20 protein-coding genes are annotated in these 25,043 nt (G+C 66.0%); 6 read left to right on the top strand and 14 right to left on the bottom strand.

Annotated elements, in window-relative coordinates:
• Positions 1–46: 46 nt before the first annotated feature.
• A complete protein-coding gene (locus tag A3M1_RS0103880) occupies positions 47–946 on the bottom strand; it encodes a VOC family protein (protein ID WP_018387644.1) in 900 nt (299 codons plus the stop codon).
• Between the two features lie 280 nt (positions 947–1,226).
• Between A3M1_RS0103880 and A3M1_RS0103875 the strand changes: the two genes are divergently transcribed.
• From A3M1_RS0103875 to A3M1_RS27065, 3 genes are all read left to right on the top strand, one after another.
• Entirely contained in the window at positions 1,227–2,522 is a 1,296-nt protein-coding gene (locus A3M1_RS0103875) for an adenylosuccinate synthase (RefSeq protein WP_018387643.1), read from the top strand.
• Positions 2,523–2,550: 28 nt separating this feature from the next.
• Positions 2,551–4,050: a hypothetical protein gene (locus A3M1_RS0103870; protein ID WP_018387642.1), complete on the top strand. Its 1,500-nt coding sequence runs from the start codon at positions 2,551–2,553 to the stop codon at positions 4,048–4,050.
• A 212-nt stretch (positions 4,051–4,262) separates the two neighbouring features.
• The gene (locus A3M1_RS27065; RefSeq protein ID WP_018387641.1) at positions 4,263–4,391 is read left to right on the top strand and encodes a hypothetical protein; all 129 of its coding nucleotides are present in this window, start codon (positions 4,263–4,265) and stop codon (positions 4,389–4,391) included.
• Between the two features lie 62 nt (positions 4,392–4,453).
• Here A3M1_RS27065 and sucD read toward each other — a convergent pair whose 3' ends face one another.
• From sucD to gcl, 7 genes are all read right to left on the bottom strand, one after another.
• Positions 4,454–5,350, bottom strand: coding sequence for a succinate--CoA ligase subunit alpha (gene sucD / locus A3M1_RS0103860; RefSeq protein WP_018387640.1), 897 nt, complete (start codon positions 5,348–5,350; stop codon positions 4,454–4,456).
• On the bottom strand, positions 5,350–6,549 hold the full coding sequence (sucC, locus tag A3M1_RS0103855; RefSeq protein WP_018387639.1) for an ADP-forming succinate--CoA ligase subunit beta: 1,200 nt from the start codon (positions 6,547–6,549) through the stop codon (positions 5,350–5,352). The genes sucD and sucC overlap by 1 nt, the downstream gene beginning before the upstream one ends.
• Positions 6,550–6,682: 133 nt before the next feature.
• On the bottom strand, positions 6,683–7,456 hold the full coding sequence (locus tag A3M1_RS0103850) for a fumarylacetoacetate hydrolase family protein (RefSeq protein WP_018387638.1): 774 nt from the start codon (positions 7,454–7,456) through the stop codon (positions 6,683–6,685).
• A 12-nt stretch (positions 7,457–7,468) separates the two neighbouring features.
• Positions 7,469–8,446 (bottom strand): 2-dehydropantoate 2-reductase, encoded by a 978-nt coding sequence (locus A3M1_RS0103845; RefSeq protein WP_018387637.1) that lies wholly within the window; start codon positions 8,444–8,446, stop codon positions 7,469–7,471.
• 370 nt (positions 8,447–8,816) lie between these two features.
• A complete protein-coding gene (locus A3M1_RS0103840; RefSeq protein ID WP_018387636.1) occupies positions 8,817–9,707 on the bottom strand; it encodes a 2-hydroxy-3-oxopropionate reductase in 891 nt (296 codons plus the stop codon).
• A 51-nt stretch (positions 9,708–9,758) separates the two neighbouring features.
• Complete coding sequence (gene otnI, locus A3M1_RS0103835) at positions 9,759–10,544, bottom strand: 2-oxo-tetronate isomerase (protein ID WP_018387635.1); 786 nt, start codon at positions 10,542–10,544, stop codon at positions 9,759–9,761.
• Between the two features lie 183 nt (positions 10,545–10,727).
• Positions 10,728–12,491 carry a glyoxylate carboligase gene (gcl, locus tag A3M1_RS0103830; protein WP_018387634.1) on the bottom strand — a complete coding sequence of 588 codons (1,764 nt, stop codon included), beginning with the start codon at positions 12,489–12,491 and terminating at the stop codon, positions 10,728–10,730.
• Between the two features lie 383 nt (positions 12,492–12,874).
• Here gcl and A3M1_RS0103825 point away from each other — a divergent pair, with 383 nt between their 5' ends.
• Positions 12,875–13,693 (top strand): IclR family transcriptional regulator, encoded by an 819-nt coding sequence (locus A3M1_RS0103825; RefSeq protein WP_018387633.1) that lies wholly within the window; start codon positions 12,875–12,877, stop codon positions 13,691–13,693.
• 359 nt (positions 13,694–14,052) lie between these two features.
• On the opposite strand, the gene frc (A3M1_RS0103820) is transcribed toward A3M1_RS0103825, so the two are convergent.
• The 6 genes from frc (A3M1_RS0103820) to A3M1_RS0103795 form a co-directional block, all read right to left on the bottom strand.
• The gene (gene frc / locus A3M1_RS0103820) at positions 14,053–15,303 is read right to left on the bottom strand and encodes a formyl-CoA transferase (protein ID WP_018387632.1); all 1,251 of its coding nucleotides are present in this window, start codon (positions 15,301–15,303) and stop codon (positions 14,053–14,055) included.
• Positions 15,304–15,471: 168 nt separating this feature from the next.
• Positions 15,472–15,912 carry a PAS sensor domain-containing protein gene (locus A3M1_RS0103815; RefSeq protein WP_018387631.1) on the bottom strand — a complete coding sequence of 147 codons (441 nt, stop codon included), beginning with the start codon at positions 15,910–15,912 and terminating at the stop codon, positions 15,472–15,474.
• A gap of 133 nt (positions 15,913–16,045) precedes the next feature.
• On the bottom strand, positions 16,046–17,323 hold the full coding sequence (gene frc, locus A3M1_RS0103810; protein ID WP_018387630.1) for a formyl-CoA transferase: 1,278 nt from the start codon (positions 17,321–17,323) through the stop codon (positions 16,046–16,048).
• A 103-nt stretch (positions 17,324–17,426) separates the two neighbouring features.
• On the bottom strand, positions 17,427–19,166 hold the full coding sequence (gene oxc, locus A3M1_RS0103805; RefSeq protein ID WP_018387629.1) for an oxalyl-CoA decarboxylase: 1,740 nt from the start codon (positions 19,164–19,166) through the stop codon (positions 17,427–17,429).
• 43 nt (positions 19,167–19,209) lie between these two features.
• On the bottom strand, positions 19,210–19,935 hold the full coding sequence (locus A3M1_RS0103800; RefSeq protein ID WP_018387628.1) for a GntR family transcriptional regulator: 726 nt from the start codon (positions 19,933–19,935) through the stop codon (positions 19,210–19,212).
• Positions 19,936–20,343: 408 nt separating this feature from the next.
• Positions 20,344–21,045: a GntR family transcriptional regulator gene (locus tag A3M1_RS0103795; protein ID WP_018387627.1), complete on the bottom strand. Its 702-nt coding sequence runs from the start codon at positions 21,043–21,045 to the stop codon at positions 20,344–20,346.
• 607 nt (positions 21,046–21,652) lie between these two features.
• On the opposite strand from A3M1_RS0103795, the gene oxlT (A3M1_RS0103790) reads away from it, so the two are divergent.
• Positions 21,653–22,969 (top strand): oxalate/formate MFS antiporter, encoded by a 1,317-nt coding sequence (gene oxlT, locus A3M1_RS0103790; RefSeq protein WP_018387626.1) that lies wholly within the window; start codon positions 21,653–21,655, stop codon positions 22,967–22,969.
• A gap of 657 nt (positions 22,970–23,626) precedes the next feature.
• Complete coding sequence (gene oxlT, locus A3M1_RS0103785; protein WP_018387625.1) at positions 23,627–24,952, top strand: oxalate/formate MFS antiporter; 1,326 nt, start codon at positions 23,627–23,629, stop codon at positions 24,950–24,952.
• Positions 24,953–25,043: the final 91 nt, after the last annotated feature.

Here is a 25,043-nt window from a genome sequence, read left to right as displayed (position 1 = left end):
CTCGTCGATGCGTCGAGGCGATCCGTGGCGAGGGGCGGGGCGGCCTTCACGCCCCGGCGCGCAGGTGCAGCCTTGTGCCCCAGGGATCGGCGACCGCGAAGCCCTGCGTCAGCGGCGTGAGCGCCGCGCCGGCTGCCGCCAGCCGCGCCCGCACCGCCTCGACCGCCGCTGCATCCGGCAGCAGCACCTCGAAGGCCACCAGGCCGGTGCTGCCCGAGGGGGCCGGGCCACCGCCCCGGCTCTGCCAGATGTTCAGCCCCAGATGGTGGTGATAGCCCCCGGCGCTGACGAACAGCGCGCCGGGATAGCGATCGGTCGTCACCGCGAAGCCGAGCTCGTCGACATAGAAGCGGCGGGCGCCGGCGAGATCGCCGACCTGCAGATGCACATGGCCGACGCGCGTGCCCTCCGGCATGGGCGCGTCGAGCGGCACACCCTCGGGGGTGTCGGCCAGCAGCTTGCGCAGGTCGAGCGGCTGGGTCGCCATCTCGACCGTCAGTTTATCCCAGCGCCAGTCGCTTTCCGGGCGATCGCGGTAGATCTCGATGCCGTTGCCGTCGGGATCGTCGAGATAGAGCGCCTCGCTCACCAGATGATCGGAGGCGCCGAGCCGCACGCCCTGCGCGACCAGCCGGCGCAGCACGATGGCGAGGGCCGGGCGGTCGGGAACAAGGAGGGCGACGTGGAACAGGCCGGCGGTGCCGCGCGGGCGCAGGCTGGCGTCGGGCGCGCCGACCAGTTCGATCAGCGTTTCGGCGCCGACGCCGAGGCGCAGGCTGCCATCGGCATTGGTGCCGAGTGGCGAAAGCCCCACCGTGCCGGTGTAGAAGGCGGCAGAGCGCGCCGCGTCACGTACGCGCAGGCGCACCGCGCCCATGCGCAGGCCGGCCGGCAGGGTGGGCGCGGGGCTGGCGGAGGCGGGCGGGGCGATGGCGGTGCTGGTCATGACGGTTCCTCACGGCGGCGGCGTTCGATGCTGCTAAGGTCGTGCAGCGCCCGCGCGCCCGCAATCGGCAGATGATTGCAGGCGCGCAATACCGCCCTGCCATTGCCGCCCGGCGGGCCGCGACTTGTGCACCGCATCGTTGAAGGTGCCGGCGTTCTTGCCTCTCCCTGTGTCATCCCTTAAGACGATGCAGCCCCGGTCGGACGTTTCGCCGGGGCTTTGTCTGTGCGCGGGCACGGCACGCCGCCGCACCCCGCCTCGCAATGCAGGAGCGTGGCTCGTGGCGAATGTGGTCGTCGTCGGTTCCCAGTGGGGCGACGAGGGTAAGGGCAAGATTGTCGATTGGCTCAGCGAGCAGGCGGACGTCGTCGTCCGCTTTCAGGGCGGGCACAATGCCGGCCATACGCTGGTCGTCGGCAACACCACCTACAAGCTCTCTCTTTTGCCCTCCGGTCTGGTGCGCGGCGCGCGTCTGTCGGTGATCGGCAATGGCGTGGTGCTTGATCCCTGGGCGCTGGTTGACGAGATCACTCGCATAACCGGGCAGGGCATCGAGGTGACGCCCGAGCGTCTGCGCGTGGCCGAGACGGTCGCCCTCATCCTGCCGCTGCACCGCGAACTGGACGCCATCCGCGAGAACGCGGCCGCCTCCGGCACGAAGATCGGCACCACCAAGCGCGGCATCGGCCCGTCCTATGAGGACAAGGTCGGACGGCGCGCCATCCGCCTTGTCGACCTCGCCTCGCCGGCGACGCTCGACGCCAAGATCGAGCGGCTGCTGGCGCACCACAATCCGCTGCGGCGTGGCCTTGGCATCGAGGAAGTCGACGCCGGCAAGCTGCGCGCCGAGCTGATCGAGATCGCGCCGAAGGTTCTGCCCTATATGGACCGCGTCTGGTCTCTGCTCGACGATGAGCGTCGGCACGGCTCCAAAATCCTGTTCGAGGGCGCGCAGGGCGCGCTGCTCGATGTCGACCACGGCACCTATCCCTTCGTCACCTCGTCCAACACGGTGGCGGCGCAGGCGGCCACCGGCTCCGGCCTCGGCCCGGGCGCGATCGGCTATGTGCTGGGCATCACCAAGGCCTACACCACTCGCGTCGGCGAGGGGCCGTTCCCTTCGGAGCTGCATGACGAGGTCGGCCGCCGGATCGGCGAGCGTGGCCATGAATTCGGCACCGTCACCGGCCGTCCGCGCCGTTGCGGCTGGTTCGACGCGGTGCTGGTGCGCCAGACCGTGCGCACGTCAGGCATCAATGGCATCGCGCTGACCAAGCTCGACGTGCTCGACGGCTTCGACGAGCTGAAGATCTGCACGCGCTACCGCCTCGATGGGCAGGAGATCGACTATTTCCCCGCCGGGCAGGATGCCCAGGCGCGGGTGGAGCCGGTCTATGTGACCATAGCGGGCTGGAGCGAATCCACCGCCGGTGGCCGCTCCTGGGCCGACCTGCCGGCCGAGGCGGTCAAGTATGTGCGCCTGATCGAGGAACTGATCGGCTGCCCGGTGGCTTTGCTGTCCACCAGCCCCGAGCGGGATGATACGATTCTCGTGCAGAACCCCTTCGAATCCTGACGTTCCACCCCGGACCCGATCGCTCCCCATGGCCGATTACTACCCGCTCATCGCCCGCGCCATTGGCGGCCTCCCCGACAAGACCGGGGAGGCCCGCAAGGCTGTCTATGAGCGGGCAAGGCGGGCGCTTCTCGCCCAGCTGACCGCCGTCGACCCGCCGCTCTCCGAGCCCGATGTCGCCCGCGAGCAGCAGGCGCTGGAAACGGCGATCGGCCGGGTGGAGGCCGAATACGGCACTGCGACGCCGCCGGCGGCCAGCCAGCCGCCGGCCCGGCCCCCGAGCCCACCGCCGGCCGCGCCGCCACCGGCCGCATCCGCGCCGGTTCCCCCGCCGCCAGTGCCGCCGGTGCCCGCGCCTCCCGTTGCCCGGGCGCCGCTGACGGCCTCGCCTCTGCCGCCGCCTTCGAACTTTCCCGCTGCCGCGCCCCCGGCCGCCGCTTACGCGCGCGCCCCGGAACGGCCGCTGGAGCGTGCCGCCGACCCGGCAACGGGTTTCCATCCGACGGAGGCCGAAGCGGTCGCCGCCGGGCTGGAGCCTCCGCGCAGCGCCGGCGGTCCGTCCGACTGGCGCCGCGAAGCCACCCGGCTGGTGCGCGAGCGGGAAGCCGAGGAAGCCGCCCATCAGGGCGAGGAGCTTCCGGCCGAAATGCCCCCCGCCGCCGAAGCGCCGCCCGCGCAAGGCGGACGCGGCCGTCTGGTGGCCGTGCTTGTCTTCGTTCTGCTGCTGATCGCCGGTGGTGTCGTCGGCTATACCCAGCGTGAAACCATTGTCGGGCTGATCAATGGGGCAGGCAGCGGCACGTCCTCGCCCTCGGCCAAGGCCCCGGCGACCCCCGCGCCCAGCGATGCGCCCAAATCGACCGACCGGATCGTTCAGGCGGACGATGCTGCCGCTCCGGCAGCGTCGAGCGCGGCACCCGCCGCCAGCAGCGCCGCCGGCGACGCCTCCATCGGCGCCGACCAGCGCGCCGTGCTGTTCGAGGAGAGCCCGGGCGGCGGCGAGCAGGGCCTGCAGCAATATGTCGGCACGGTCGAGTGGAGCACGGAGAGCGCCAGCGCCAGCGACGGCCAGCCGGCCGATATCGGCGTGCGGGCGGAAATCTCGATCCCGGCCCGCAATGTCAGCGCTATCCTGACCTTCCGCCGCAATCAGGACCCCTCGATTCCGGCCTCGCACATTCTCGAAGTGCAGTTCAAGCTGCCGCCCGGCTTCGATCTCGGCAATATTTCCAGCGTGCCGGGCATGCGGGCCAAGGCCTCTGAAGGCGCGCAGGGCGCGCCGCTGGTCGGCCTCGCCGTGCGGGTGGCACCGAACTATTTCCTGGTCGGCCTGTCCTCGCTGCCGACGGATGTGCAGCGCAATCTCGGCTTCATCATCACCCGCAACTGGCTCGACCTGCCGCTGGTGTTCGAGAATGGCCGCCGCGCCATTCTGGTGCTGGAAAAGGGCCGCGACGGCGATGAGGCGTTCCGCGAGGCATTCTCGGCCTGGGGCCTGCCGGTCGGCCCGGCGCAGAAGGCCAACTGACGGTCCACGCCTCATTTTCCGCACGGCTTGTCAGGGGGAGCGCCACGCTCCCCCTTTTTGTTGTGCCCGGTGCTGGGGCACGGCCGGCGGTCCGCCCTTCCGCTGGGGTAATGTCATGCGCCCGATGCAAGGGTGGTATTTGGCATTAGGTATACCAGAAGCATCAACCCCTTCGTATGTTGCGTCGCAGCAAATTCGATCGGAGACGGCGCATGTTGCAGTCGGTTTACCCCCTCCTGCCGCTTCTCATCCTCGGCCACGCCCTAATCACCATCCTGGCCGTGGAACTGCTCGGCGAGGAAGAGACGGCGGCACTGGCGCCGGAATGCTACCCGGCCTGACATGAAAAAGCCCCGTGGCATCGCTGCCACGGGGCTGTGTCGTTTTCTGCCGGACGGCAGGATCAGGCGGCAGCGCGGCCCTTCAGGACCTCGACCAGCGTCTTGCCGAGGCGCGCGGGGGAGGGGGAGACCACGATTCCGGCCTCTTCCATCGCCGCGATCTTGTCCTCGGCGCCGCCCTTGCCGCCTGAGATGATGGCGCCGGCATGGCCCATGCGGCGGCCGGGGGGAGCCGTGCGGCCGGCGATGAAGCCGACCATGGGCTTCTTGCGGCCGCGCTTGGCCTCGTCCTTGATGAACTGGGCCGCTTCTTCCTCGGCCGAGCCGCCGATCTCGCCGATCATGACGATCGATTCGGTGGCGTCATCGGCCAGGAACATCTCCAGCATGTCGATGAACTCGGTGCCCTTGACCGGATCGCCGCCAATGCCGACGGCGGTGGTCTGGCCCAGGCCCTCCTGCGAGGTCTGGAACACCGCCTCATAGGTCAGCGTGCCGGAGCGCGAGACGACGCCGACCGAGCCCTTCTTGAAGATGTTGGCCGGCATGATGCCGATCTTGCACTCGCCGGCGGTGACGATGCCGGGGCAGTTGGGGCCGACGAGACGGGACTTGGAACCGTCCAGCGCCCGGCGCACCTTCACCATGTCGAGCACCGGAATGCCCTCGGTGATGCAGACAATGAGCGGGATTTCCGCCGCGATCGCCTCGCAGATGGCATCCGCCGCGCCCGGGGGCGGGACATAGATCACCGAGGCATCGGCGCCGGTCTTGTCGCGCGCCTCGGCGACGGTGTCGAACACCGGCAGGCCGAGATGGACCGAGCCGCCCTTGCCCGGCGAAGTGCCGCCGACCACCTGCGAGCCATAGGCCATGGCCTGCTCGGAGTGGAAGGTGCCGTTCTTGCCGGTGAAGCCCTGGGTGATGATCTTGGTGTTCTTGTTGATGAGAATGGACATCAGGCGGCTCCCTGCACAGCCTTGACGATCTTCTGGGCGGCGTCGTCGAGGTCGTCCGCCGGAATGACGTTCAGGCCGCTCTCGCGGATGATGGTCTTGCCTTCCTCGACATTGGTGCCTTCCAGGCGCACCACCAGCGGAACCTTGAGCCCGACCGTCTTCACCGCGGCGATGACGCCGCGCGCGATGACGTCGCACTTCATGATGCCGCCGAAGATGTTGACCAGAATGCCCTTCACGCTCGGGTCCGAGGTGATGATCTGGAACGCCGCCGTCACCTTCTCTTCCGTGGCGCCGCCGCCGACGTCGAGGAAGTTGGCGGGCTCTTCGCCGTAGAGCTTGATGATGTCGAGCGTGGCCATGGCGAGGCCGGCGCCGTTGACCATGCAGCCGATCGAGCCGTCGAGCGCGATATAGGCGAGGTCATATTTCGACGCTTCGATTTCCTTGGCGTCTTCCTCGGTCTCGTCGCGCAGGGCGACGATTTCCGCATGGCGGTAGAGCGAGTTGGAATCGAAGGAGATCTTGGCGTCGAGGCACTTCAGCTTGCCGTCCTTGGTGACGACCAGCGGGTTGATCTCCAGCATCGCCATGTCCTTGCCGATGAAGGCGGCATAGAGCTTGGAGACGATGTCGCCCGCCTGCTTGGCAAGGTCGCCGGAGAGGCCGAGCGCCTGGGCGACGGTGCGGCCGTGATGGGGCATCACGCCGGTGGCCGGGTCGATCGAGAAGGTGTGGATCTTCTCAGGGGTCGAGTGGGCGACTTCCTCGATGTCCATGCCGCCTTCGGTGGACACGACGAAGGCGACGCGCGAGGTGGCGCGGTCGACCAGGGCGGAGAGGTAGAACTCCTTCTCGATTTCGGAGCCTTCCTCGATATAGACCCGGTTGACCTGCTTGCCGGCCGGGCCGGTCTGGATGGTCACGAGGGTCTTGCCGAGAATCTGCTTGGCGTTGGCGGCGGCCTCGGCGGCGGACTTGACGACGCGCACGCCGCCCTTCTCGCCCGCGTCGGCTTCCTTGAACTTGCCCTTGCCGCGCCCGCCGGCGTGGATCTGGCTCTTCACCACCCAGACGGGGCCGGCGACCTTGGCCGCGGCGGCTTCCGCCTCGGAGCCGTCGAGAATGGCGACGCCATTCGGCACCGGAACCCCATACTCGCGCAGGACTCCCTTGGCCTGATATTCATGGATGTTCATTAAATCCGCTCCTCCACAACCGGACGGTCGGGAGAGCTGCCGAAGGCTCTCCCGTCGATTGGCGTATCCTATTTCCCTATAGGCGCAGACGCGCCAAGACGCTACTGCGCCGAAACGCAGACACCCTATGCCGCTACTGCACGAATGTGTTGCTGAGCGTCCCGATGCCCTCGATCACGATGTCCACCGTGTTGGTCGGGGCCTTCATCACGCCGACTCCCACCGACGTGCCGCAGCAGATGATGTCGCCGGGGTTCAGCGTCATATCGTGCGAAATGCGGCTCACCAGTTGGTGCGCCGAGAACACCATGTCGCTGATCGGGTAGCGCTGGCGCTCGTCGCCATTGAGCACGGTGCAGACGACGAGACTGGCCGGATCGACCTCGGTCGCCACCACGGGCCCGAACGGGCCGAAGCCGTCGAAGCTCTTGGCCCGCACCCATTGGGCGAAGGTGGCGTCCTTGTTGATGATGTCGGCGGCGGTGATGTCGTTCACGCAGGTGTAGCCGAAGATGTACGCGCCCGCCTCGTCCTCGGAGACGGCAGTCGCCTTCTTGCCGATGACGATGCCGAGTTCGCCCTCATAGACGACCTTGCCGTCATAGGAGGCCGGCCGGTGCACGGTGGCGCCGGGATTGGTGAGGCAGGAGCCGGCTTTCAGCAGATAAAGCGGATCAGCCGGAACGGGCGAATTGAGCTTCGCCGCCAGGGCATGGAAGTTGTTCCACAGCGCGATGATCTTGGTCGGCTCCGTCGGGGCGAGGAGATCGACCTCGGAGAGCGCGATGCGCTCTCCGGTCGGCGTGGCGCCATTGAACATGTCGCCGCTATGGACGGTGATGGTGTTGCCCTCAAGCGTGCCGAAGCCGGCCGCGCCCGAGCGCTGGTAACGAACCCAGTGTGCCATGTGTCGCCGAACTCAGTTGTAGCAGCCGGCGATCTGCGCGCGCTGGCGAACCAGGGCGAGCACGACGTCGAGGGTCGGGGTCGGGATTCCGGCGAGGCGGCCCATTTCCTGGACCACCGTGACCAGCGCGTCGATCTCCATGGCGCGGGAGCGTTCGAGATCCTGCAGCATCGAGGTCTTGTGCGCGCCGACCGCGCCCGCGCCATCGATGCGGCGCTCCACGCCGACGCGGAAGTTCACGCCGGACTGGACGGCGATTTCCTGCGCCTCAAGCATCATCGCCTTGGCCACGGCACGGGTGCCGGGATCGGAGGCGATCACGTCGAGCGTGGCGTGGGTGAGGGCGCTGATCGGGTTGAAGCAGAGATTGCCCCACAGCTTCAGCCACAGTTCGTCGCGGATATTGGGCAGGACGGGCGCGCGCATGCCGCCGGCCGCGAAGGCTTCCGAGAGCTTGGTGGCGCGCTCGGTGATCTCGCCCGAGGGCTCGCCCAGCGGGAACTTGTCGCCATAGACGTGCTTGATGACGCCCGGCTCGACCACTTCGGTGGCGGGATAGACGATGCAGCCAATGGCGCGCTCGGGCCGCAGGCCCGCCCACTGCTTGCCACCGGGATCGACGCTCTCCAGCGTCTTGTTCTCCAGATGGTCGCCATGCTTGTAGTAGTACCAGTAGGGCACGCCGTTGACGGCAGTGACCACGGCGGTGTCGTTACCCAGCAGCGGCTGCATGGCATCGACCACGCCCGGCACCGAATGGGCCTTCAGGGCGACGATGACATAGTCCTGCGGGCCAAGCTCGGCCGGGTTGTCGGAGCAGGGAATGTGCTCGACACGCTCCTCGCCGTCGATGAGCAGCTTGAGGCCGTTCTTCTTCATGGCTTCGAGATGGGCGCCACGGGCAACGAGGCTGACATCGACGCCCGCCCGCTTGAGCTGAACACCGACATAACCGCCGATCGCGCCGGCACCATAGATGCAGACCTTCATGGGACTCCCTCCTATATCCAGGCTACCCCCGCGGTGCCCGGATTTTGTTTGGTATTTTGTATGCCATGATTAGGTGCGATGAGCCCCTAGTCAAGAGCGAAGGCACGGGCGTGATAAAACGTCGCGCATGTTTAGCCGCTTCGCATTTCCTGGCGGGGCGTGTTTGCGACGTGTCACTTAAGTTACTTCGCGAGGGACCGGCTTGTCCACGGTGTATAGGCCAGAACAATTGTCTGAATGAATACGCAAAAGACGGCGCGGGGTGCCGCGTTTCACTGGCCGGACAGCAATGCTTACTTTTCTCGCCACAAACAGTTCGGGGGCGCCAAGCGCCCCCGAAGGTCGTACTGAATTATGAATTCAGATGGTGTCAGGCGTCCGGCGCGACGGTGTGATTTGCCATCAATTCCAGAGCCTTGACCAGGGCGGAGTGATCCCAGGCCGAGCCGCCATTGGCGGCGCAGGTGCTGAAAAGCTGCTGCGCCAGCGCGGTCGAGGGAAGCGCCATCTGCATCTGACGCGCGCCGTTCAGGGCGAGGTTCAGGTCCTTCTGGTGCAGCTCGATGCGGAAGCCCGGGTTGAAGGTGCGGTTGATCATCCGCTCGCCATGGACTTCCAGAATGCGCGAATTGGCAAATCCGCCCATCAGCGCCTGGCGCACCTTGGCCGGATCGGCGCCCGCCTTGGAGGCGAACAGCAGCGCCTCGCCGACGGCGAGGATGTTCAGCGCGACGATGATCTGGTTGGCGACCTTGGTGGTCTGGCCATCGCCATTGCCACCGACGAGGGTGATGTTCTTGCCCATCTTCTCGAACAGCGGCTTCACCGTGGCGAAGGCGCCCTCCGGACCGCCGACCATGATGGTGAGCGAGGCGGCCTTGGCGCCGACTTCGCCACCCGACACCGGGGCGTCGAGATAGTCGCAGCCGAGCTCGTTGATCTTCTTGGCGAACTCCTTCGTCTCGACCGGAGCGATCGAGCTCATGTCGACGACGATCTTGCCGGCCGAGAGGCCCGCCGCGATGCCGTTCTCGCCGAACAGGGCGGCGGCGACATGCGGGGTATCCGGCACCATGGTGATGATGATGTCGGCGTTCTTGGCGACTTCCGTGCCGCTGGCGCAGGCGACGCCGCCCTTGCCCGTCAGCTCGGCCGGGACCGGCTTGACGTCATAGAGATAGAGCGTGTGGCCGGCGTCGATGAGATGACCGGCCATGGGCGCGCCCATGATGCCGAGACCGACAAATCCAACATTCGCCATCGTCTTATCCTCGTTTTCCCAGACGTATTCGGTTTCTTGACCGCCGTGGCCTCACGCCACGCCGGCGAGTTCCTTGAGCCAGCCGAGGCCTGCCCCGGTTTCGCCCTTCGGCTTGTATTCGCAGCCCACCCAGCCCTCGTAGCCGATGGCGTCGAGATGGCGGAACAGGAAGGGGTAGTTGATCTCGCCGGTGCCGGGCTCGTTGCGGCCGGGATTGTCGGCGAGCTGGATATGCGCGATCTGGGCGAGGTTCGCCTCGATGGTGCGGGCGAGATCGCCCTCCATGATCTGCATGTGGTAGATGTCGTACTGGATGAAGAGGTTGTCGGAGCCGACCTCTTCGATGATCGCCTTCGCCTGCTTCGTGTAGTTGAGGAAGAAGCCGGGAATGTCGCGGGTGTTGATCGGCTCGATCAGCAGCTTGAGGCCGGCTTCCTTGATCTTCGGCGCGGCGAACTTCAGGTTGTTGACGAAGGTGTTGTGCAGCACTTCGCGATCGGCCCCGGCGGGCACGATGCCGGCGAGGATGTTGACCTGCGGGCAGCCCAAAGCGGTGGCGTACTCGATCGCCTTGTCGACGCCGGCGCGGAACTCGTCGACCCGCTCGGGCAGGATCGCGATGCCGCGCTCGCCGCCGCCCCAATTGCCGGCCGGCAGATTGTGCAGGACCTGCTGAAGATTATTGGCCTTCAGCTTGGCGACCAGTTCCTCGACCGGAAAGTCGTAGGGGAACAGGTATTCGACGCCGGTAAAGCCGGCGGCGGCGGCCTTCTCGAAACGATCGAGGAAGGGCACCTCGTTGAACAGCATGGTGAGATTGGCGGCAAAACGGGGCATGGACCGCTCCTAGGGCATTCGGAAGATGGACTGGCCCCCTCTCCCCGGCGGGGAGAGGGGTGGGGTGAGGGGGGCTACCGCAGGGCGGAGGCTTTCCCCTCACCCGCCGCTACGCGGCGACCTCTCCCCAACGGGGAGAGGAAAGTAAAGCTATTTGGCGCGCGAATGAGCGCGAAACCGCTCTCACGCCTTGGCGGCGCCTTCCAGCGGCAGGTCGAGCACGTCTTCGAACTCGTTCACCGCGTCGATCTCGGTGCCCATGGCGATGTTGGTGACGCGCTCAAGGATGAACTCCATCACAACAGGCACCTGGTGCTCCTGCATCAGCGCCTTGGCGCGGACGAAGGCGTCCTTGAACTCGTTCGGCGAGGAGACACGGACCGCCTTGCAGCCAAGGCCCTCGGCCACTGCCACATGGTCGACGCCGTAGCCGGCATTTTCCTCGGCATTGATGTTGTCGAAGGCGAGCGAGACTTCAAAATCCATGTTGAAGCCGCGCTGCGCCTGACGGATCAGCCCGAGATAGGAGTTGTTCACCACCACATGGATGTAGGGCAGCTTGTGCTGGGCGCCCACCGCCAGCTCCTCGATGAGGAACTGGAAGTCATAATCGCCCGACAGCGCCACGATCTCCGCGTCCGGGTCCGCCGCGCGCACGCCGAGCGCCGCCGGCAGGGTCCAGCCGAGCGGGCCGGCCTGGCCGCAATTGATCCAGTTGCGCGGCTTGTAGACATGCAGCATCTGCGCGCCGGCGATCTGGCTGAGGCCGATGGTCGAGACATAGCGGGTGTCGCGGCCGAAGGCCTCGTTCATCTCTTCATAGACGCGCTGGGGCTTCAGCGGCACATTGTCGAAATGCGTCTTGCGCAGCATGGTCTTCTTGCGGTCGAGGCATTCCTTGGCCCAGGCGGAGCGGTCCTTCAGCTTGCCGGCGGCCTTGTATTCGCGCGCCACGTCGAGGAACAGGTCGAGCGCGGCGCCGGCATCGGAGACGATGCCGAGATCGGGGCCAAAGACGCGGCCGATCTGGGTCGGCTCGATGTCGACGTGAATGAACTTGCGGCCCTTGGTGTAGACCTCGACCGAGCCGGTGTGGCGGTTCGCCCAGCGATTGCCGATGCCGAACACGAAGTCCGAGGCCAGCATGTTGGCATTGCCATAGCGGTGCGAGGTCTGCAGGCCGCACATGCCGGCCATCAGGTCGTGGTCGTCAGGGATGGTGCCCCAGCCCATCAGGGTGGGGATGACAGGCACGCCGGTCAGTTCGGCGAATTCGACCAGCTTGTCGGAAGCGTCCGCATTGATGATGCCGCCGCCGGAGACGATGAGCGGGCGCTCGGCCTCGTTCAGCATGGCGATGGCCTTCTCGGCCTGCTTGCGCGTCGCCTTGGGCTTGTAGACTTCGAGCGGGGAATAGGTCTCCTCGTCGAACTCGATCTCGGCCAGCTGGACGTCGATCGGCAGGTCGATCAGCACCGGGCCGGGGCGGCCCGAGCGCATGACGTGGAAGGCCTGCTGGAACACCATCGGCACCAGCGCCGGCTCACGCACCAGCACCGCCCATTTGGCGACCGGCTTGGCGATGGATTCGATGTCGACCGCCTGGAAGTCTTCCTTGTAGAGCCGCGCGCGCGGGGCCTGGCCGGTGATGCACAGGATCGGGATCGAATCGGCCGAGGCGGAATAGAGGCCGGTGATCATGTCGGTGCCGGCGGGGCCTGACGTGCCGATGCACACGCCGATATTGCCGGCCTTGGCGCGGGTGTAGCCTTCGGCCATGTGCGAGGCGGCCTCGACATGGCGCGCCAGGATGTGGCGCGTCTGGCCATAGGCGCGCATCGCGGAATAGAGCGGATTGATCGCGGCACCGGGCACGCCGAAGGCGGTGGTGACGCCTTCCATTGCGAGAATCCGGATCGCGGCATCGACGGCACGCATCTTGGCCATGGCAGTTCCTCCTCGTGTCGTCGGCTGGTGGGGGCTCGCCCCTCACGGGGCTGGCGGCGCCCGGCACCGGCCTTTCCGACCTGTTCAAAACGTTTGTCCGGCTGCCGCGCGCCTCATCCAGCGCCGGGTTCAGGCAACCGGGCGCATGCTGCGGAGCGGCATCATTCTTTCCGCAGTGCGGAATGAATTTCCGAAATCGCGGAAAACATGCCACGCCGGAGCTATTTCCGCAATACGGGATGTATTTCTGGTTTGCGAAAAATAAGCGGATGCGCCTTTATGCGGAGACGCGACGCGGCCGGGCGGTGGCATAAGATGGGTCGCTTGGGCAGTTGGGGTAGGGTGGAGCGTTCGCGCCCGCCATTTTCGGAGGTGATCTGCGGATGAACCAGGACGTCCCGACCGTGCGCCGCCGTGGCCGCCCTTCCTCCGCCACCGGCACCGAGGGCGGCGGCGAGGTGCAGTCGCTCGACCGCGCCATCGCGCTCTTGGAAGTGCTGGCGCTCTCCGACGGGCTGACGCTGAGCGAGGTGGCGCGCGCCGCCGAACTGCCGACCTCCACCGTGCATCGGCTGCTGACCACGCTGGAGCGGCGTGGGCTGGTCGGCCATGACGCGGCGACCGGGCTGTGGATGGTCGGCATCGGGCTGTTCCGCGTCGGCTCGGCCTATTTGCGCATCCGCAAGCTGCCCGAGATCGCCCGCTCGCTGCTGCGCGAGCTCTCGCACGGGGTGAACGAGACGGTGAACCTGTCGCTGATCGAGGGGCCGCATCTGGTCTGCGTGGCGCAGGTGGAAAGCCATGCGGCGGTGCGGGCGTTCTTCCGCATCGGCGGCGATCTGCCGATCCACGCCTCGGGCGGCGGCAAGGCCATCCTCTCCGCGATGAACCCGGAGGCGCGGCGCGCCTGGCTGGGCGGCGACCAGCTGCAGCGCTTCACCGAGCATACCCATGTTAGCCGGCGCGCCTTGCAGGCGGACCTCGCCGAGATCGCCGAGCGCGGCTTTTCCATCGACGATGAGGAGCACACGCCGGGCATGCGCTGCGTCGCGGCGGCGGTGCTGGACGAATGGCGCGAGCCGGTGGGGGCGATCTCGATCTCCGCCCCGACCGTGCGGATGCTCCCTGAGCGCATCGCCGACCTCGGCGCCCGCGTGCGCGAGGCCGCGCGGCGGCTGACGACGCAGTATTCCGGGCGGTAAGGTTCGCTACGGGCCGTCGTCATCCCGGACGAAGGCGCAGCCTTCGAGCCGGATGGTTTCAACGCGCCTGTGTTTCACGATCCCGGAGAGGGCTTACAGGCCCTTCCCGGATGACGCCCTTCCCGGATGACGACTTGCGTGCCGACAAAAAAAAAGCCGGCGCGGGATGCGCCGGCATTAGTCGCCTAGGAGGAACCGAACGTTGGGAAAACCCTTCGTCCTGCTCCGGGAGGCTCGTTGGCTGTTCCCCACCGCCACACAGAACCGCGCGGCGTGACGGGGAAGGCCGATTGGGTCCCGCACGTTGCGGGCAAGGAGCGGCGCGGGCGCCGCTCCGACAGCTCATTAGACCGAGGTGATCAGACCGCCTTGGCGTCGTGCAGGGCGACGATTTCTTCCTGCGAGTAGCCGAGATCGGCGAGCACTTCATTGGTGTGCTGGCCGAGCAGCGGCGAGGCGGTGATCTCGACTTCGACGTCCGAGAACTTGATCGGCGAACCGACGGTCAGATACTTGCCGAGCTTGGGGTGATCGACCTCGACCACGGTGCCGCTCTTGCGCAGCGACGGGTCGTTGGCGATTTCCTTCATCGACAGCACCGGCGCGCAGGGGATGTCGAACTTGCGCAGGATGTCGATGGCCTCGAACTTCGTCTTGTCGGCGAGCCAGGACTCGATGAAGGCGAAGATGTCGAAGATCTTGTCCTGACGGGCTTCGGCGGTGTTGTAGGCCGCGTCGTCGATCCACTCCGGCTTGCCCAGCGCCTTGCAGATCGGCGCCCAGGCATGGCCCTGGATGGTGAAGTAGATATAGGCGTTGGGATCGGTCTCCCAGCCCTTGCACTTCAGCACCCAGCCCGGCTGGCCACCGCCGCCGGCATTGCCGCCGCGCGGAACCACGTCCGAGAACTCGCCATGCGGGTACTGGGGGTATTCTTCGAGATAGCCGAGAGCGTCGAGGCGCTGCTGGTCGCGCAGCTTGACGCGGCAGAGGTTGAGCACCGAATCCTGCATCGACACGGCGACCTTCTGGCCCTTGCCGGTCTTCACCTTCTGGTGCAGCGCGGTCAGGATGCCGATGGCGAGGTGCATGCCGGTGTTCGAGTCGCCGAGAGCGGCGGCCGACACGGTGGGGGGGCCATCCCAGAAGCCGGTGGTGGAGGCGGCGCCGCCCGCGCACTGCGCGACGTTCTCGTAGACCTTCAGGTCCTCATAGGCGTGGCCTTCCGAGAAGCCCTTCACCGAGGCGAGGATCATGCCGGGGTTGAGCGACTGGATGTGCTCCCAGGTGAAGCCCATGCGGTCGAGCGCGCCGGGGCCGAAATTCTCGACCATCACGTCCGATTCCTTGATCAGCTTGGTCAGGACTTCCTTGCCCTGCGCCGTCTTGGTGTCGAGCGTCAGCGAACGCTTGTTGGAGTTCAGCATGGTGAAATACAGCGCGTCGGCGTCCTTGACATGACGCAGCTGCGAGCGCGTGACGTCGCCCGCGCCGGGGCGCTCGACCTTGATCACGTCGGCGCCGAACCAGGCAAGAAGCTGCGTGCAGGCCGGACCGGCCTGAACGTGCGTGAAATCGATGATCTTAATACCTTCGAGGGGCTTAGACATTGTAGTCGACTTCCCTTTTAGCGTTAACAGTCCGGACGGAGGCTCACCCTGCCGCCGGATTGAGATTTCCCATCCCTCGCGGATGGAAACCGTACTTCTCCCCATGCGCCCCGGCACTGTTACGGCGCCGGCTTGCATCTCCCAGGGGGTGATCGACTTCGGAACGACTCACGACTTCTTTTCGTCCACCCTGGCCTCACACTCCGCCAGGCGCCGGCGCAGATCGCGCTCCTCGGCCCAGCGGACTGTCTCGTCACGGATCACCGCCACGATCTCCCGCGCGGTGCCCGTCTCGTCCGTCAGAAGGGCGACCGTGAACGCGATGGACAGCGTCCGCCCTTCCTTGTGCAGTGCCGGCACGCGCAGGAGCTGCGTGCCGTATTTGGTCTGCCCCGACCGCATCGTCTCGGCGTAACCGTCCCAGTGCCGCTTGCGCTGGCGCTCCGGCACGATCAGGTCCAACGACTGGCCGAGGGCCTCGTCCTCAGAGAAGCCGAACATGTGCTCGGCTGCCGCATTCCAGAGCGTGATCCGTCCCTCGGCATCCGACACCACGACGGCGTCACCGATGGAGGCCACGAGCTGGGTACAGTCGACCTTGCTCCGCATGGCTCTTCGTCACTTTCCACCTCCCGCCGCCGGGAGGTTCCTGCCACGCGCGGCCGCCAAAGTGCCGGCCGCGAATCCGTCATGTCCTCCGAAACGGCCGCCGCCCGGGGCGGCCGCCCTCACGCGGACAGGCTCACTCGGCCGCCAACCGCACCGGCTCGCCGACCGCGCCTGAGGCCTTGATGCGGGCGATCTCGTCGCCACCCAGGCCGAGGACACCGGCGAGAATTTCCTCGGTGTGCTCGCCCAGCAGCGGCGAGCGCTCGACCTCGACGTCGTTGTCCGACAGCTTGATCGGGTTGCCGACGGTCAGGTACTTGCCGCGCGTGGGGTGGTCGATCTCCACCAGCGTGCCGGTCGCGTAGAGCGACTGGTCCTCGGCGATCTCCTTCATCGAGAGCACCGGGCCGCAGGGAATGTCGACCTTGTTGAGGATTTCCATCGCCTCGAACTTGGTGTGGGCCATGGTCCACGATTCGACGCGGTGGAAGATCTCGTTGAGATGGGGCAGGCGCGCCGCCGGCGTGGCGTAGTTCGGATCGGTCTTCCAGTCCGGCTCGCCGATGACGTCGCAAATCTTCCCCCAGACCGGGGCCTGGGTGATGAAATAGATATAGGCGTTGGGATCGGTCTCCCAGCCCTTGCACTTCAGGATGCGCCCGGGCTGACCGCCACCGGAATCATTACCGGCGCGCGGCACCGAATCGCCGAAGGGCAGGCCCTCGCCGAACTGGCTGTATTCGCGCAGCGGGCCGCGCTCCAGGCGCTGCTGGTCGCGCATCTTCACGCGGCAGAAATTCAGCACCGCGTCCTGCATGGCGCAGAGCACCTTCTGGCCGCGGCCGGTCAGCGTGCGCTGGTAGAGCGCCGTGACGATGCCGAGGGCGAGGTGCAGGCCGGTGCCGCTGTCGCCGATCTGGGCGGCGGTGACGAGCGGCAGGCCGTCGCGGAAACCCGTGGTCGAGGCCGAGCCGCCGGTGCACTGGGCGACGTTCTCATAGACCTTGCAATCCTCGAACGGGCCGGGGCCGAAGCCCTTCACCGAGGCGAGGATGATGCGCGGGTTGAGCTCCTGGATGCGCTCCCAGGTGAAGCCCATGCGGTCGAGCGCGCCGGGGGCGAAATTCTCGACCATCACGTCGCAGATCTTCACCAGCTCCTCGAGGACCTTCTTGCCCTCGGGGTTCTTGGTGTCGAGCGTGATGGAGCGCTTGTTGGAGTTCAGCATCGTGAAGTAGAGGCTGTCCGCATTGGGGACATCGCGCAGCTGGGCGCGGGTGACATCACCCTCGCCGGGACGCTCTACCTTGATCACATCGGCCCCGAACCACGCGAGAAGCTGCGTGCAGGTGGGGCCGGACTGAACATGGGTGAAATCGAGGACGCGAACGCCGTCCAATGCCTTGCCCATGGGGTTCCTCTCAAGATGACCCGGCTTTTCGCCGTTGTGTCGTTGTTACTTAGGGGATGGGACGGGTGGGGAAATTGCCGCTCCCCACCCGTCCCGGTTTGACTTACTTCTTCTTCACGACGCTCTGCGGGTTGAGGCTGCCGATATTGCCGCTCTCGCTGCCGGCGGCCGGGTCGATCACGGCGTTGATGAGGGTCGGCTTGCCGCTGTCCATCGCCTCGTCCACGGCGCGCTTGAGCTCGTCCGGGGTGGTGACGTGGACGCCGACGCCGCCGAAGGCTTCCATCATCTTGTCGTAGCGCGAGTCGGCGACGAAGACGGTGGTGCCGGGGTCGCGACCGGTCGGGTCGGTGTCGGTGCCGCGATAGATGCCGTTATTGTTGAAGATAACGACGCAGACCGGCAGGTTGTAGCGGCAGATGGTCTCGACTTCCATGCCGGAGAAGCCGAAGGCGCTGTCGCCCTCGACCGCCAGCACCGGCTTGCCGGTTTCCACCGCCGCGCCGATGGCGAAGCCCATGCCGATGCCCATCACGCCCCAGGTGCCGACGTCCAGGCGCTTGCGCGGCTGGTACATGTCGATCACGCCGCGGGCGAGGTCGAGCGTGTTGGCGCCCTCATTGACGAGGATCGCGTCCGGACGCTCCTTGATGACCTGCTTGAGAGCGCCGAGCGCCGAATGGAAATCCATCGGCGTGGAGTTCTTCAGCAGGCGCTGGGCCATCTTGCCGATATTGACTTCCTTGCGGGCGTTGATCGCGTCGATCCACTCGGCCGCAGGCGCCTTCCAGCCGGTCTTGATGCCCTCGTTCAGGGCCTCGATGACCGAACCGATGTCGCCGACCAGCGGCGCCGCGATCTCGACATTCGAGTCCATTTCCTTGGGCTCGATGTCGATCTGGATGAACTTCTTCGGGGCGTCGCCCCAGGTCTTGCCCTTGCCGTGCGACAGCAGCCAGTTGAGGCGCGCGCCGACGAGGACGACGACGTCCGAATCCTTCAGCACCGTCGAACGGGCGGCGCCGGCCGAGAGCGGATGGTTGTCGGGCAGCAGGCCCTTGGCCATCGACATCGGCAGGAAGGGGATGCCCGAGGTTTCGATGAAGGAGCGGATCTCCGCATCGGCCTGCGCGTAAGCGGCGCCCTTGCCGAGGATGATCAGCGGCTTCTTGGCCGACTTCAGCACGTCGAGCGCGCGGGTGACGGCGGAGGGGGAGGGGAGCTGCGCCGGGGCGGCGTCGATCACCTTGACCAGCGACTTGGCGCCGGCATCGGCATCCATCACCTGCGAGAACAGCTTTGCCGGCAGGTCGAGATAGACGCCGCCGGGACGGCCGGAGACCGCCGCGCGGATGGCGCGGGCGACGCCGATGCCGATATCGGCCGCGTGCAGCACGCGGAAGGCCGCCTTGCAGAGCGGCTTGGCAATGGCGAGCTGGTCCATCTCCTCATAGTCGCCCTGCTGGAGGTCGACGATCTCGCGCTCGGACGAGCCGGAGATGAGGATCATGGGGAAGCAGTTGGTGGTGGCGTTCGCCAGGGCGGTGAGGCCGTTGAGGAACCCCGGCGCCGAGACGGTGAGGCACACGCCCGGCTTCTTGGTCAGAAAGCCGGCGATGGCGGCGGCGTTGCCTGCGTTCTGCTCATGGCGGAACGAGACGACGCGGATGCCTTCGGCCTGCGCCATGCGACCCAGATCCGTAATCGGGATCCCGGGTACGCCGTAAATGGTGTCGATATCGTTCAGTTTGAGCGCATCGATGACCAGGTGGAAGCCGTCCGTGAGCTCCTGCTCGGTCTCGGCGGCGGCATTCACGTCAATAACCTGTGCGACTGCGGACATCCCGTATTCCCTCCCAAACGTCCTTCGGCGGGTTCATGCCGCCCTAATCTAGGTCTACGTGGTTCTCGACATGCTCAGCGAGCCGGATCGTATGGTCTCTGACCAGACGTTCGGCGCGGTCCGCGTCCCGCGCCTCGAGAGCAAGAATGATCTCCAGATGGTCGGATGCCGAACGCTGCGCCCGGTCCATCTCAAAGATCGTGCGGTGGCGGATGGCCCGTACATGGAAGAACAGGTTTTCCGTCATCGCCACGAGCAGCGAAGAGCCGCTCAGCCGGATCAGCGCCTGGTGAAACGCGATATTCGCACTGGAATATTCGTCGCACCGGTCGCGCTCGATCCGCGCCAGATCGAACTTCTTGAACAACGTCCTAAGCTCGGCGATCGCCTCGTCGCTTGCGCGCTGCGTGGCGAGGCGGGCCGCCATGCTTTCCAGCGCCGCCCAGGCCTCGATCATCTCGATGATCTCGGCCTTGGAACGGCGAACAACCATAATTCCCCGCCGGGGTACGGCGCGGAGCAGGCCCTCCTGCTCCAGCATCGCGACCGCCTCGCGGATCGGCGTCCGGCTTGCGCCGAGACGCTCGGAAATATCCCGCTCGTCGAGCAGCATCGGCTCGCTCGAGCCGTAGATGTTCATGTGCGTGATGGCTTCCTTGAGAGCGGCATAGGCCTTGCTCTTGAAGCTCTCCTTGGCCGGCAGGCGCTCGATGGTCAGGCCATTCTCACCGCTTTGCCAGTGCTTGCTCACAACTGCCTTGCTGTTCACGGAAGCGTCCTCTGCGGAAAACCCACAGCGGATTTCCGAAAAAGTGGCATACCAAATACCAACATGTCAATTCGCTTGTCCCCGTCGCGGGGCTGCCTCCGGCTCCTTTTCCTCACCTTCGCCGTGCGCTTTCTCAGCTCGTCCTGACCTTCAGTAAGGAGGGTGGAACGCACTTGCGTATGCAATATACCACGGTCGATCGGGCATGGCGAGGGCGCCGGAACACTTTGCGGCGTCCCGCAGTCAAAAGTTCGCTCCATTCTGGCAGGGGCTTGCGACCAGCGGCGGGCGAATCAATACCAAGGCCTTGAAAAGAAAAGGCCCGCCGCCGGATGGCGAGGGGCCTGAAGGGTGCGTCGCGCCCATGCTAGCGGCCCTGCGCCGGCCAGAAATGGCTGGCAAGCAGGGTCAGGAGGGGAATTTGCCGTGCTTCTCGACATGGGCGGCGAGGCCCAGCGTGTGCTCGCGCACCAGCCGCTCGGCCAGATCGGCGTCGCGGGCGACCAGGGCGGCGATGATGCCGCGATGCTCCTGCAGCGAGCGCTCGGAGCGGTTCTCCTGGCGCACCGACACGGCGCGGATGCCGCGAATGTGGATGAACAGGTTTTCCGTCATCTCGGCGATCATCTCGCAGCCGCCGAGCCGGATGATGTTCTGGTGAAAGCGGATATTGGCGTTGGAATATTCGTTCATGTGGTCGGCGGGCGCTTCGCCCTCGAAATCGTGGAAAAGCTCCCGCAGTTCCGCCAGCTCGCGGTCGGTGGCCCGGCTGGCCGCGAGCCGGGCGGCCATGCTCTCCAGCGCCGCCCAGACGACGATCATGTCGATGATCTCGCGCTTCGACTTGCGCACCACGAAGATGCCGCGGCGCGGCACCGAGCGCACGAAGCCTTCCTGCTCAAGGACGGTGAGGGCCTCGCGGATCGGCGTGCGGCTCACGCCGAGATCGTGCGAGAGCTGCCGCTCGTCGAGCCGGATCTCGCTCTCCTGCCCATACATGTCCATCTCGGTGATGGCCTTCTTGATGGCGTCATAGGCCAGGGTCCGAAGGCTGGTATTGGCGGCGAGAGGCGCGATGTTCAGCCTCGTCTGGGTGTCGGCGCTTTCCACGGGCGGTTTCCTCGTCAGTTGCTGAAGAAGTTGTTCTTGTTGTTGTCCGCTGCAGTTTTCCTGCAGGGCGGCCGGTTTCGCCCGGCCATTACGCGGTCCTGCCCCGGGATCCTTTGCGATTCTCTTAGGGGAACAGGCACTGTGAGCATCGTATAACACATACAGAATGTCCATGCGGGATGGCCCGACGCCGGCGGGGCCGGGCGCGCCGGCAACTCCCCGCGCGCCACCTCTCGCCGCCCGCCGCCCTTCGAGCGGCGCGGGCCCGGCCGGGCGACCAAGCGGTGGCCGAGTGGCGGCCAAGCCGCGCCCAAGCCGCGCCCAAGTGGCGCCAGCGTCGCGCCATGGCAGCGCCTGGCCTTTCGGGCATCTAACGTTAGGTAATAGAGGCGGAGTATTCCCTATCGTTATGTGCCGTCAGGTCATGCAGTTTCCTGTTAGATGCAGATGTCTGTGGTATGCAAAATTTTGCATTACCAAAAAACCATAGTATGGTCGGCGGAATGGCTGATCTAAGACGCGCCCTTGTGGGTGCGCGCAGCGGGCATTCAACAAGAAGAACAGCAAATAACTGATCTCTTTACGTTGGGAAACGTTCGAGGACAACATGACATCTGACGCAACGGCATCCGTCAATAAAAAGCGCTGGCTGCAGCTCGTGTTCGGCGTGATCTGCATGTGCATGATCGCCAACATGCAGTATGGCTGGACCTTCTTCGTCAATCCGATGCAGGAAGCCCATGGCTGGGATCGCGCCGCGATCCAGGTGGCGTTCTCCATCTTCATCGTCACCGAGACCTGGCTGGTGCCGGTCGAGGGCTGGTTCGTCGACAAATACGGCCCGCGCGTCGTGGTGCTGTTCGGCGGCGTGCTTTGCGGCCTGGCCTGGGTCATCAACTCCTATGCCGACACGCTGACCCTGCTTTATGTCGGTGCGGCGCTGGGCGGTATCGGTGCGGGCGCGGTGTATGGCACCTGCGTCGGTAACTCGCTGAAGTGGTTCCCGGATCGTCGCGGCCTTGCCGCCGGCATCACCGCCGCCGGCTTCGGCGCCGGCTCGGCGCTGACCGTGATCCCGATCCAGAACATGATCAAAAATCAGGGCTATGAAGCCGCGTTCTTCTATTTCGGTGTCGCCCAGGGCGTGGTGATCACGCTGATCGCGCTCTTCCTCGCCGCGCCGAAGAAGGAGCAGATCGCCGCCTTCGCCGCCAAGGCGATCGCCAAGGTCTCGCAGTCGGCCCGCGATTTCGCGCCGAAGGAGATGCTCTCCACCCCGCTGTTCTGGGTGATGTATGCGATGTTCGTCATGATGGCCGCTGGCGGCCTGATGGCGACCGCCCAGCTCGGCCCGATCGCCAAGGATTTCGGCATCGCCGATATTCCGGTGAGCCTGATCGGCATCACCCTGCCGGCGCTGACCTTCGCCGCTGCGATCGACCGCGTGCTGAACGGCCTTACCCGTCCGTTCTTCGGCTGGGTGTCGGACCAGATCGGCCGTGAGAACACCATGTTCGTCGCCTTCGCCATCGAGGGCGTCGGCATCTACGCGCTGAGCGTGCTCGGCCATAACCCGGTGCTGTTCGTCATCCTCACCGGCCTGGTGTTCTTCGCCTGGGGCGAGATCTACTCGCTGTTCCCGGCCATGTGCGGCGACGCCTTCGGCTCGAAGTTCGCCACCACCAATGCCGGCCTGCTCTACACCGCCAAGGGTACGGCGGCGCTGATCGTGCCGTTCACCAGCGTCATCACCACCATGACGGGCAGCTGGCACGCTGTGTTCATCACCGCTGCGGCCCTGAACATCGTCGCCGCCGTGATGGCGCTGGCCGTGCTCAAGCCGCTGGCGTCGGCCCATGGTCGGCGCGCGGCTGCCGCCGCGGCTGCGGCGAAGGGGTCGTCCAAGGTGATGGCGGCCGAATAGCCGCCTCTCCCCCACCACCCGTTTTCTTCAAGGGCCCGTCCTCGGACGGGCCCTTTTTCTTGTCCGCCACGCTGAGAGGCCCGCGCGCTCCTGCGGCGGACCCGGCAGATTGGCAGCATTCCAATTGTAAACAGGCGACGAAAATGGGGCGCGAACCGTGCGCTTTCGTGTCGTCGCCGCCCGAATGCGGTTGTCTCCAGTGACGAGGCAAAGTCTCCGTTCCCGAGCGTTCCTGCTATTCATCTTCTGTCGCGATTTGAACTGACGCAGGGGCGGCACGCGACAACGATGTGACATCTATTAAAGGCGATCTCGATAACAAGTGGAAAGTCTACAAGGTCTTTAGGCTTACGGAACGTGGGGTGAGTCGTAAATCGCAATTGGCATACATAATATTGTCGATTATGATCCGGCCTCAGCGGGTCGGTTCCGCAACCCTGCGTCAGGGCGCCTCCGAGGTTTCGGAACGCCACGTAAGGGGGCGGATACCGCGCAACCTTTGGGACCAAAATGCCGCTCAAGCGGCCGTCGCGGGGGCGACGCAGAAAGCGCCCCCGGGACCAACGACAAGCCGGCGCCCGAGCCGAACAGGCAACGGAACGACCGCAATAAAAAGCCGATCCGCGGCATTTATCGATTTGGGAGAGGAGATCGCCCTTGAGTACGTCCAAGACGCTGGCCGCCGTCGGGCCTGGCCAGGATTATTCGGAAAGCCGCCGTTGGCTTCAGCTTGTTGTCGGCGTCGTCTGCATGGTGGCGACCGCGAACATCCAGTACGCCTGGACCCTGTTCGTTCCTGAAATTCAGGAGACCTTCGGCTGGGAGCGCGCGTCGATCCAGATCGCGTTCACCATCTTCGTTCTGGTGCAGACCTGGCTCGCGCCGATCGAAGGCTATTTCATCGACAAGCTTGGCCCCCGCCTCATGGTCGCCTTCGGCGCCCTGTTCATCGGCGCGGCCTGGGTGATCAATTCGCAGGCCACCAGCCTGATGGGCTTCTACCTCGGCGCCGCCATTGGCGGTATCGGCGTGGGCTCGATCTACGCGACCTGCATCAACAACGCGCTCAAGTGGTTCCCGGATCGTCGCGGCCTCGCCGTCGGCCTGACGGCGGGCGGCTATGGCGCCGGCTCGGCCGCCACCATCCTGCCGATCGCCGCGATGATCGACAGCGCCGGCTTCCAGGAGACCTTCTTCTTCTTCGGCCTGCTGCAGGGCGGTCTCGCCTTCGTTGCCGCCTGGTTCCTGCGCTCGCCGAAGGCGGGTGAGGTCAAGGCCTCCACCAAGCTCAACCAGAGCCGCCGCGACTACACGCTCGGCGAAGCCATGAGCACCAAGCTTTTCTGGCTCATGTTCCTGATGTTCATCTGCGTCGTCACCGGCGGCATGATGGCGGTGGCCCAGCTCGGCGTCATCGCGCAGGATCTCGGCGTGAAGGAGTTCCAGGTCGACCTGTACTTCTTCGTCATGGCCGCGCTGCCGCTGGCCCTGATGCTCGACCGCGTCATGAACGGCATCTCGCGTCCGCTGTTCGGCTGGATCTCGGACCATATCGGTCGTGAGAAGACGATGGTCATCGCCTTCACCCTCGAAGGCCTCGGCATCATCGCGCTCGGCGCCTTCGGCCACAATCCGTGGGCGTTCCTCATCCTCTCCGGCGTGGTGTTCCTCGCCTGGGGTGAAGTCTACTCGCTGTTCTCGGCTCTCGCCGGCGACGCCTTCGGCACCAAGCACATCGGCAAGATCTACGGCGTGCTCTACACCGCCAAGGGTATCGGCGCGCTGTTCGTTCCGGTCGGCAACCTGCTGATGGAAGCGACCGGCACCTGGTCGACCGTGCTCTACACGGTTGCCGGCATGGACCTGTTCGCGGCCTTCCTGGCGATCGCGGTCCTGCCGCGCACGCTCAAGGCGCATGTGGCCCGTTCGGCCGCCATGCCGCCGGCGGTGGACAAGACCAGCACCGCCACGGCGCATGCCTGATCCATCGGCGGCCCGCGCGGCCGCCGGTCGGTCCTGCCAATTCAACGTCTCGACGGGGGGCCCTTGCGGGCCCCCTTTTCGTTTGCGCGGC

It is taken from the genome of Ancylobacter sp. FA202, assembly GCF_000380205.1.
Lineage (GTDB): Bacteria > Pseudomonadota > Alphaproteobacteria > Rhizobiales > Xanthobacteraceae > Ancylobacter.
The sequence above is the reverse complement of the archived record's forward strand: the minus strand, read 5'-3'. Positions and strand labels throughout refer to the sequence as shown.

What these genes read in the sequence shown, in the direction of transcription:
- A3M1_RS0103880 (WP_018387644.1), bottom strand. Translation starts at nt 946, where the DNA reads ATGACCAGCACCGCCATCGCCCCGCCCGCCTCCGCCAGCCCCGCGCCC.
- A3M1_RS0103870 (WP_018387642.1), top strand. Translation starts at nt 2,551, where the DNA reads ATGGCCGATTACTACCCGCTCATCGCCCGCGCCATTGGCGGCCTCCCC.
- A3M1_RS27065 (WP_018387641.1), top strand. Translation starts at nt 4,263, where the DNA reads ATGTTGCAGTCGGTTTACCCCCTCCTGCCGCTTCTCATCCTCGGCCAC.
- sucD (WP_018387640.1), bottom strand. Translation starts at nt 5,350, where the DNA reads ATGTCCATTCTCATCAACAAGAACACCAAGATCATCACCCAGGGCTTC.
- sucC (WP_018387639.1), bottom strand. Translation starts at nt 6,549, where the DNA reads ATGAACATCCATGAATATCAGGCCAAGGGAGTCCTGCGCGAGTATGGG.
- A3M1_RS0103850 (WP_018387638.1), bottom strand. Translation starts at nt 7,456, where the DNA reads ATGGCACACTGGGTTCGTTACCAGCGCTCGGGCGCGGCCGGCTTCGGC.
- A3M1_RS0103845 (WP_018387637.1), bottom strand. Translation starts at nt 8,446, where the DNA reads ATGAAGGTCTGCATCTATGGTGCCGGCGCGATCGGCGGTTATGTCGGT.
- A3M1_RS0103840 (WP_018387636.1), bottom strand. Translation starts at nt 9,707, where the DNA reads ATGGCGAATGTTGGATTTGTCGGTCTCGGCATCATGGGCGCGCCCATG.
- otnI (WP_018387635.1), bottom strand. Translation starts at nt 10,544, where the DNA reads ATGCCCCGTTTTGCCGCCAATCTCACCATGCTGTTCAACGAGGTGCCC.
- gcl (WP_018387634.1), bottom strand. Translation starts at nt 12,491, where the DNA reads ATGGCCAAGATGCGTGCCGTCGATGCCGCGATCCGGATTCTCGCAATG.
- A3M1_RS0103825 (WP_018387633.1), top strand. Translation starts at nt 12,875, where the DNA reads ATGAACCAGGACGTCCCGACCGTGCGCCGCCGTGGCCGCCCTTCCTCC.
- frc (WP_018387632.1), bottom strand. Translation starts at nt 15,303, where the DNA reads ATGTCTAAGCCCCTCGAAGGTATTAAGATCATCGATTTCACGCACGTT.
- A3M1_RS0103815 (WP_018387631.1), bottom strand. Translation starts at nt 15,912, where the DNA reads ATGCGGAGCAAGGTCGACTGTACCCAGCTCGTGGCCTCCATCGGTGAC.
- frc (WP_018387630.1), bottom strand. Translation starts at nt 17,323, where the DNA reads ATGGGCAAGGCATTGGACGGCGTTCGCGTCCTCGATTTCACCCATGTT.
- oxc (WP_018387629.1), bottom strand. Translation starts at nt 19,166, where the DNA reads ATGTCCGCAGTCGCACAGGTTATTGACGTGAATGCCGCCGCCGAGACC.
- oxlT (WP_018387626.1), top strand. Translation starts at nt 21,653, where the DNA reads ATGACATCTGACGCAACGGCATCCGTCAATAAAAAGCGCTGGCTGCAG.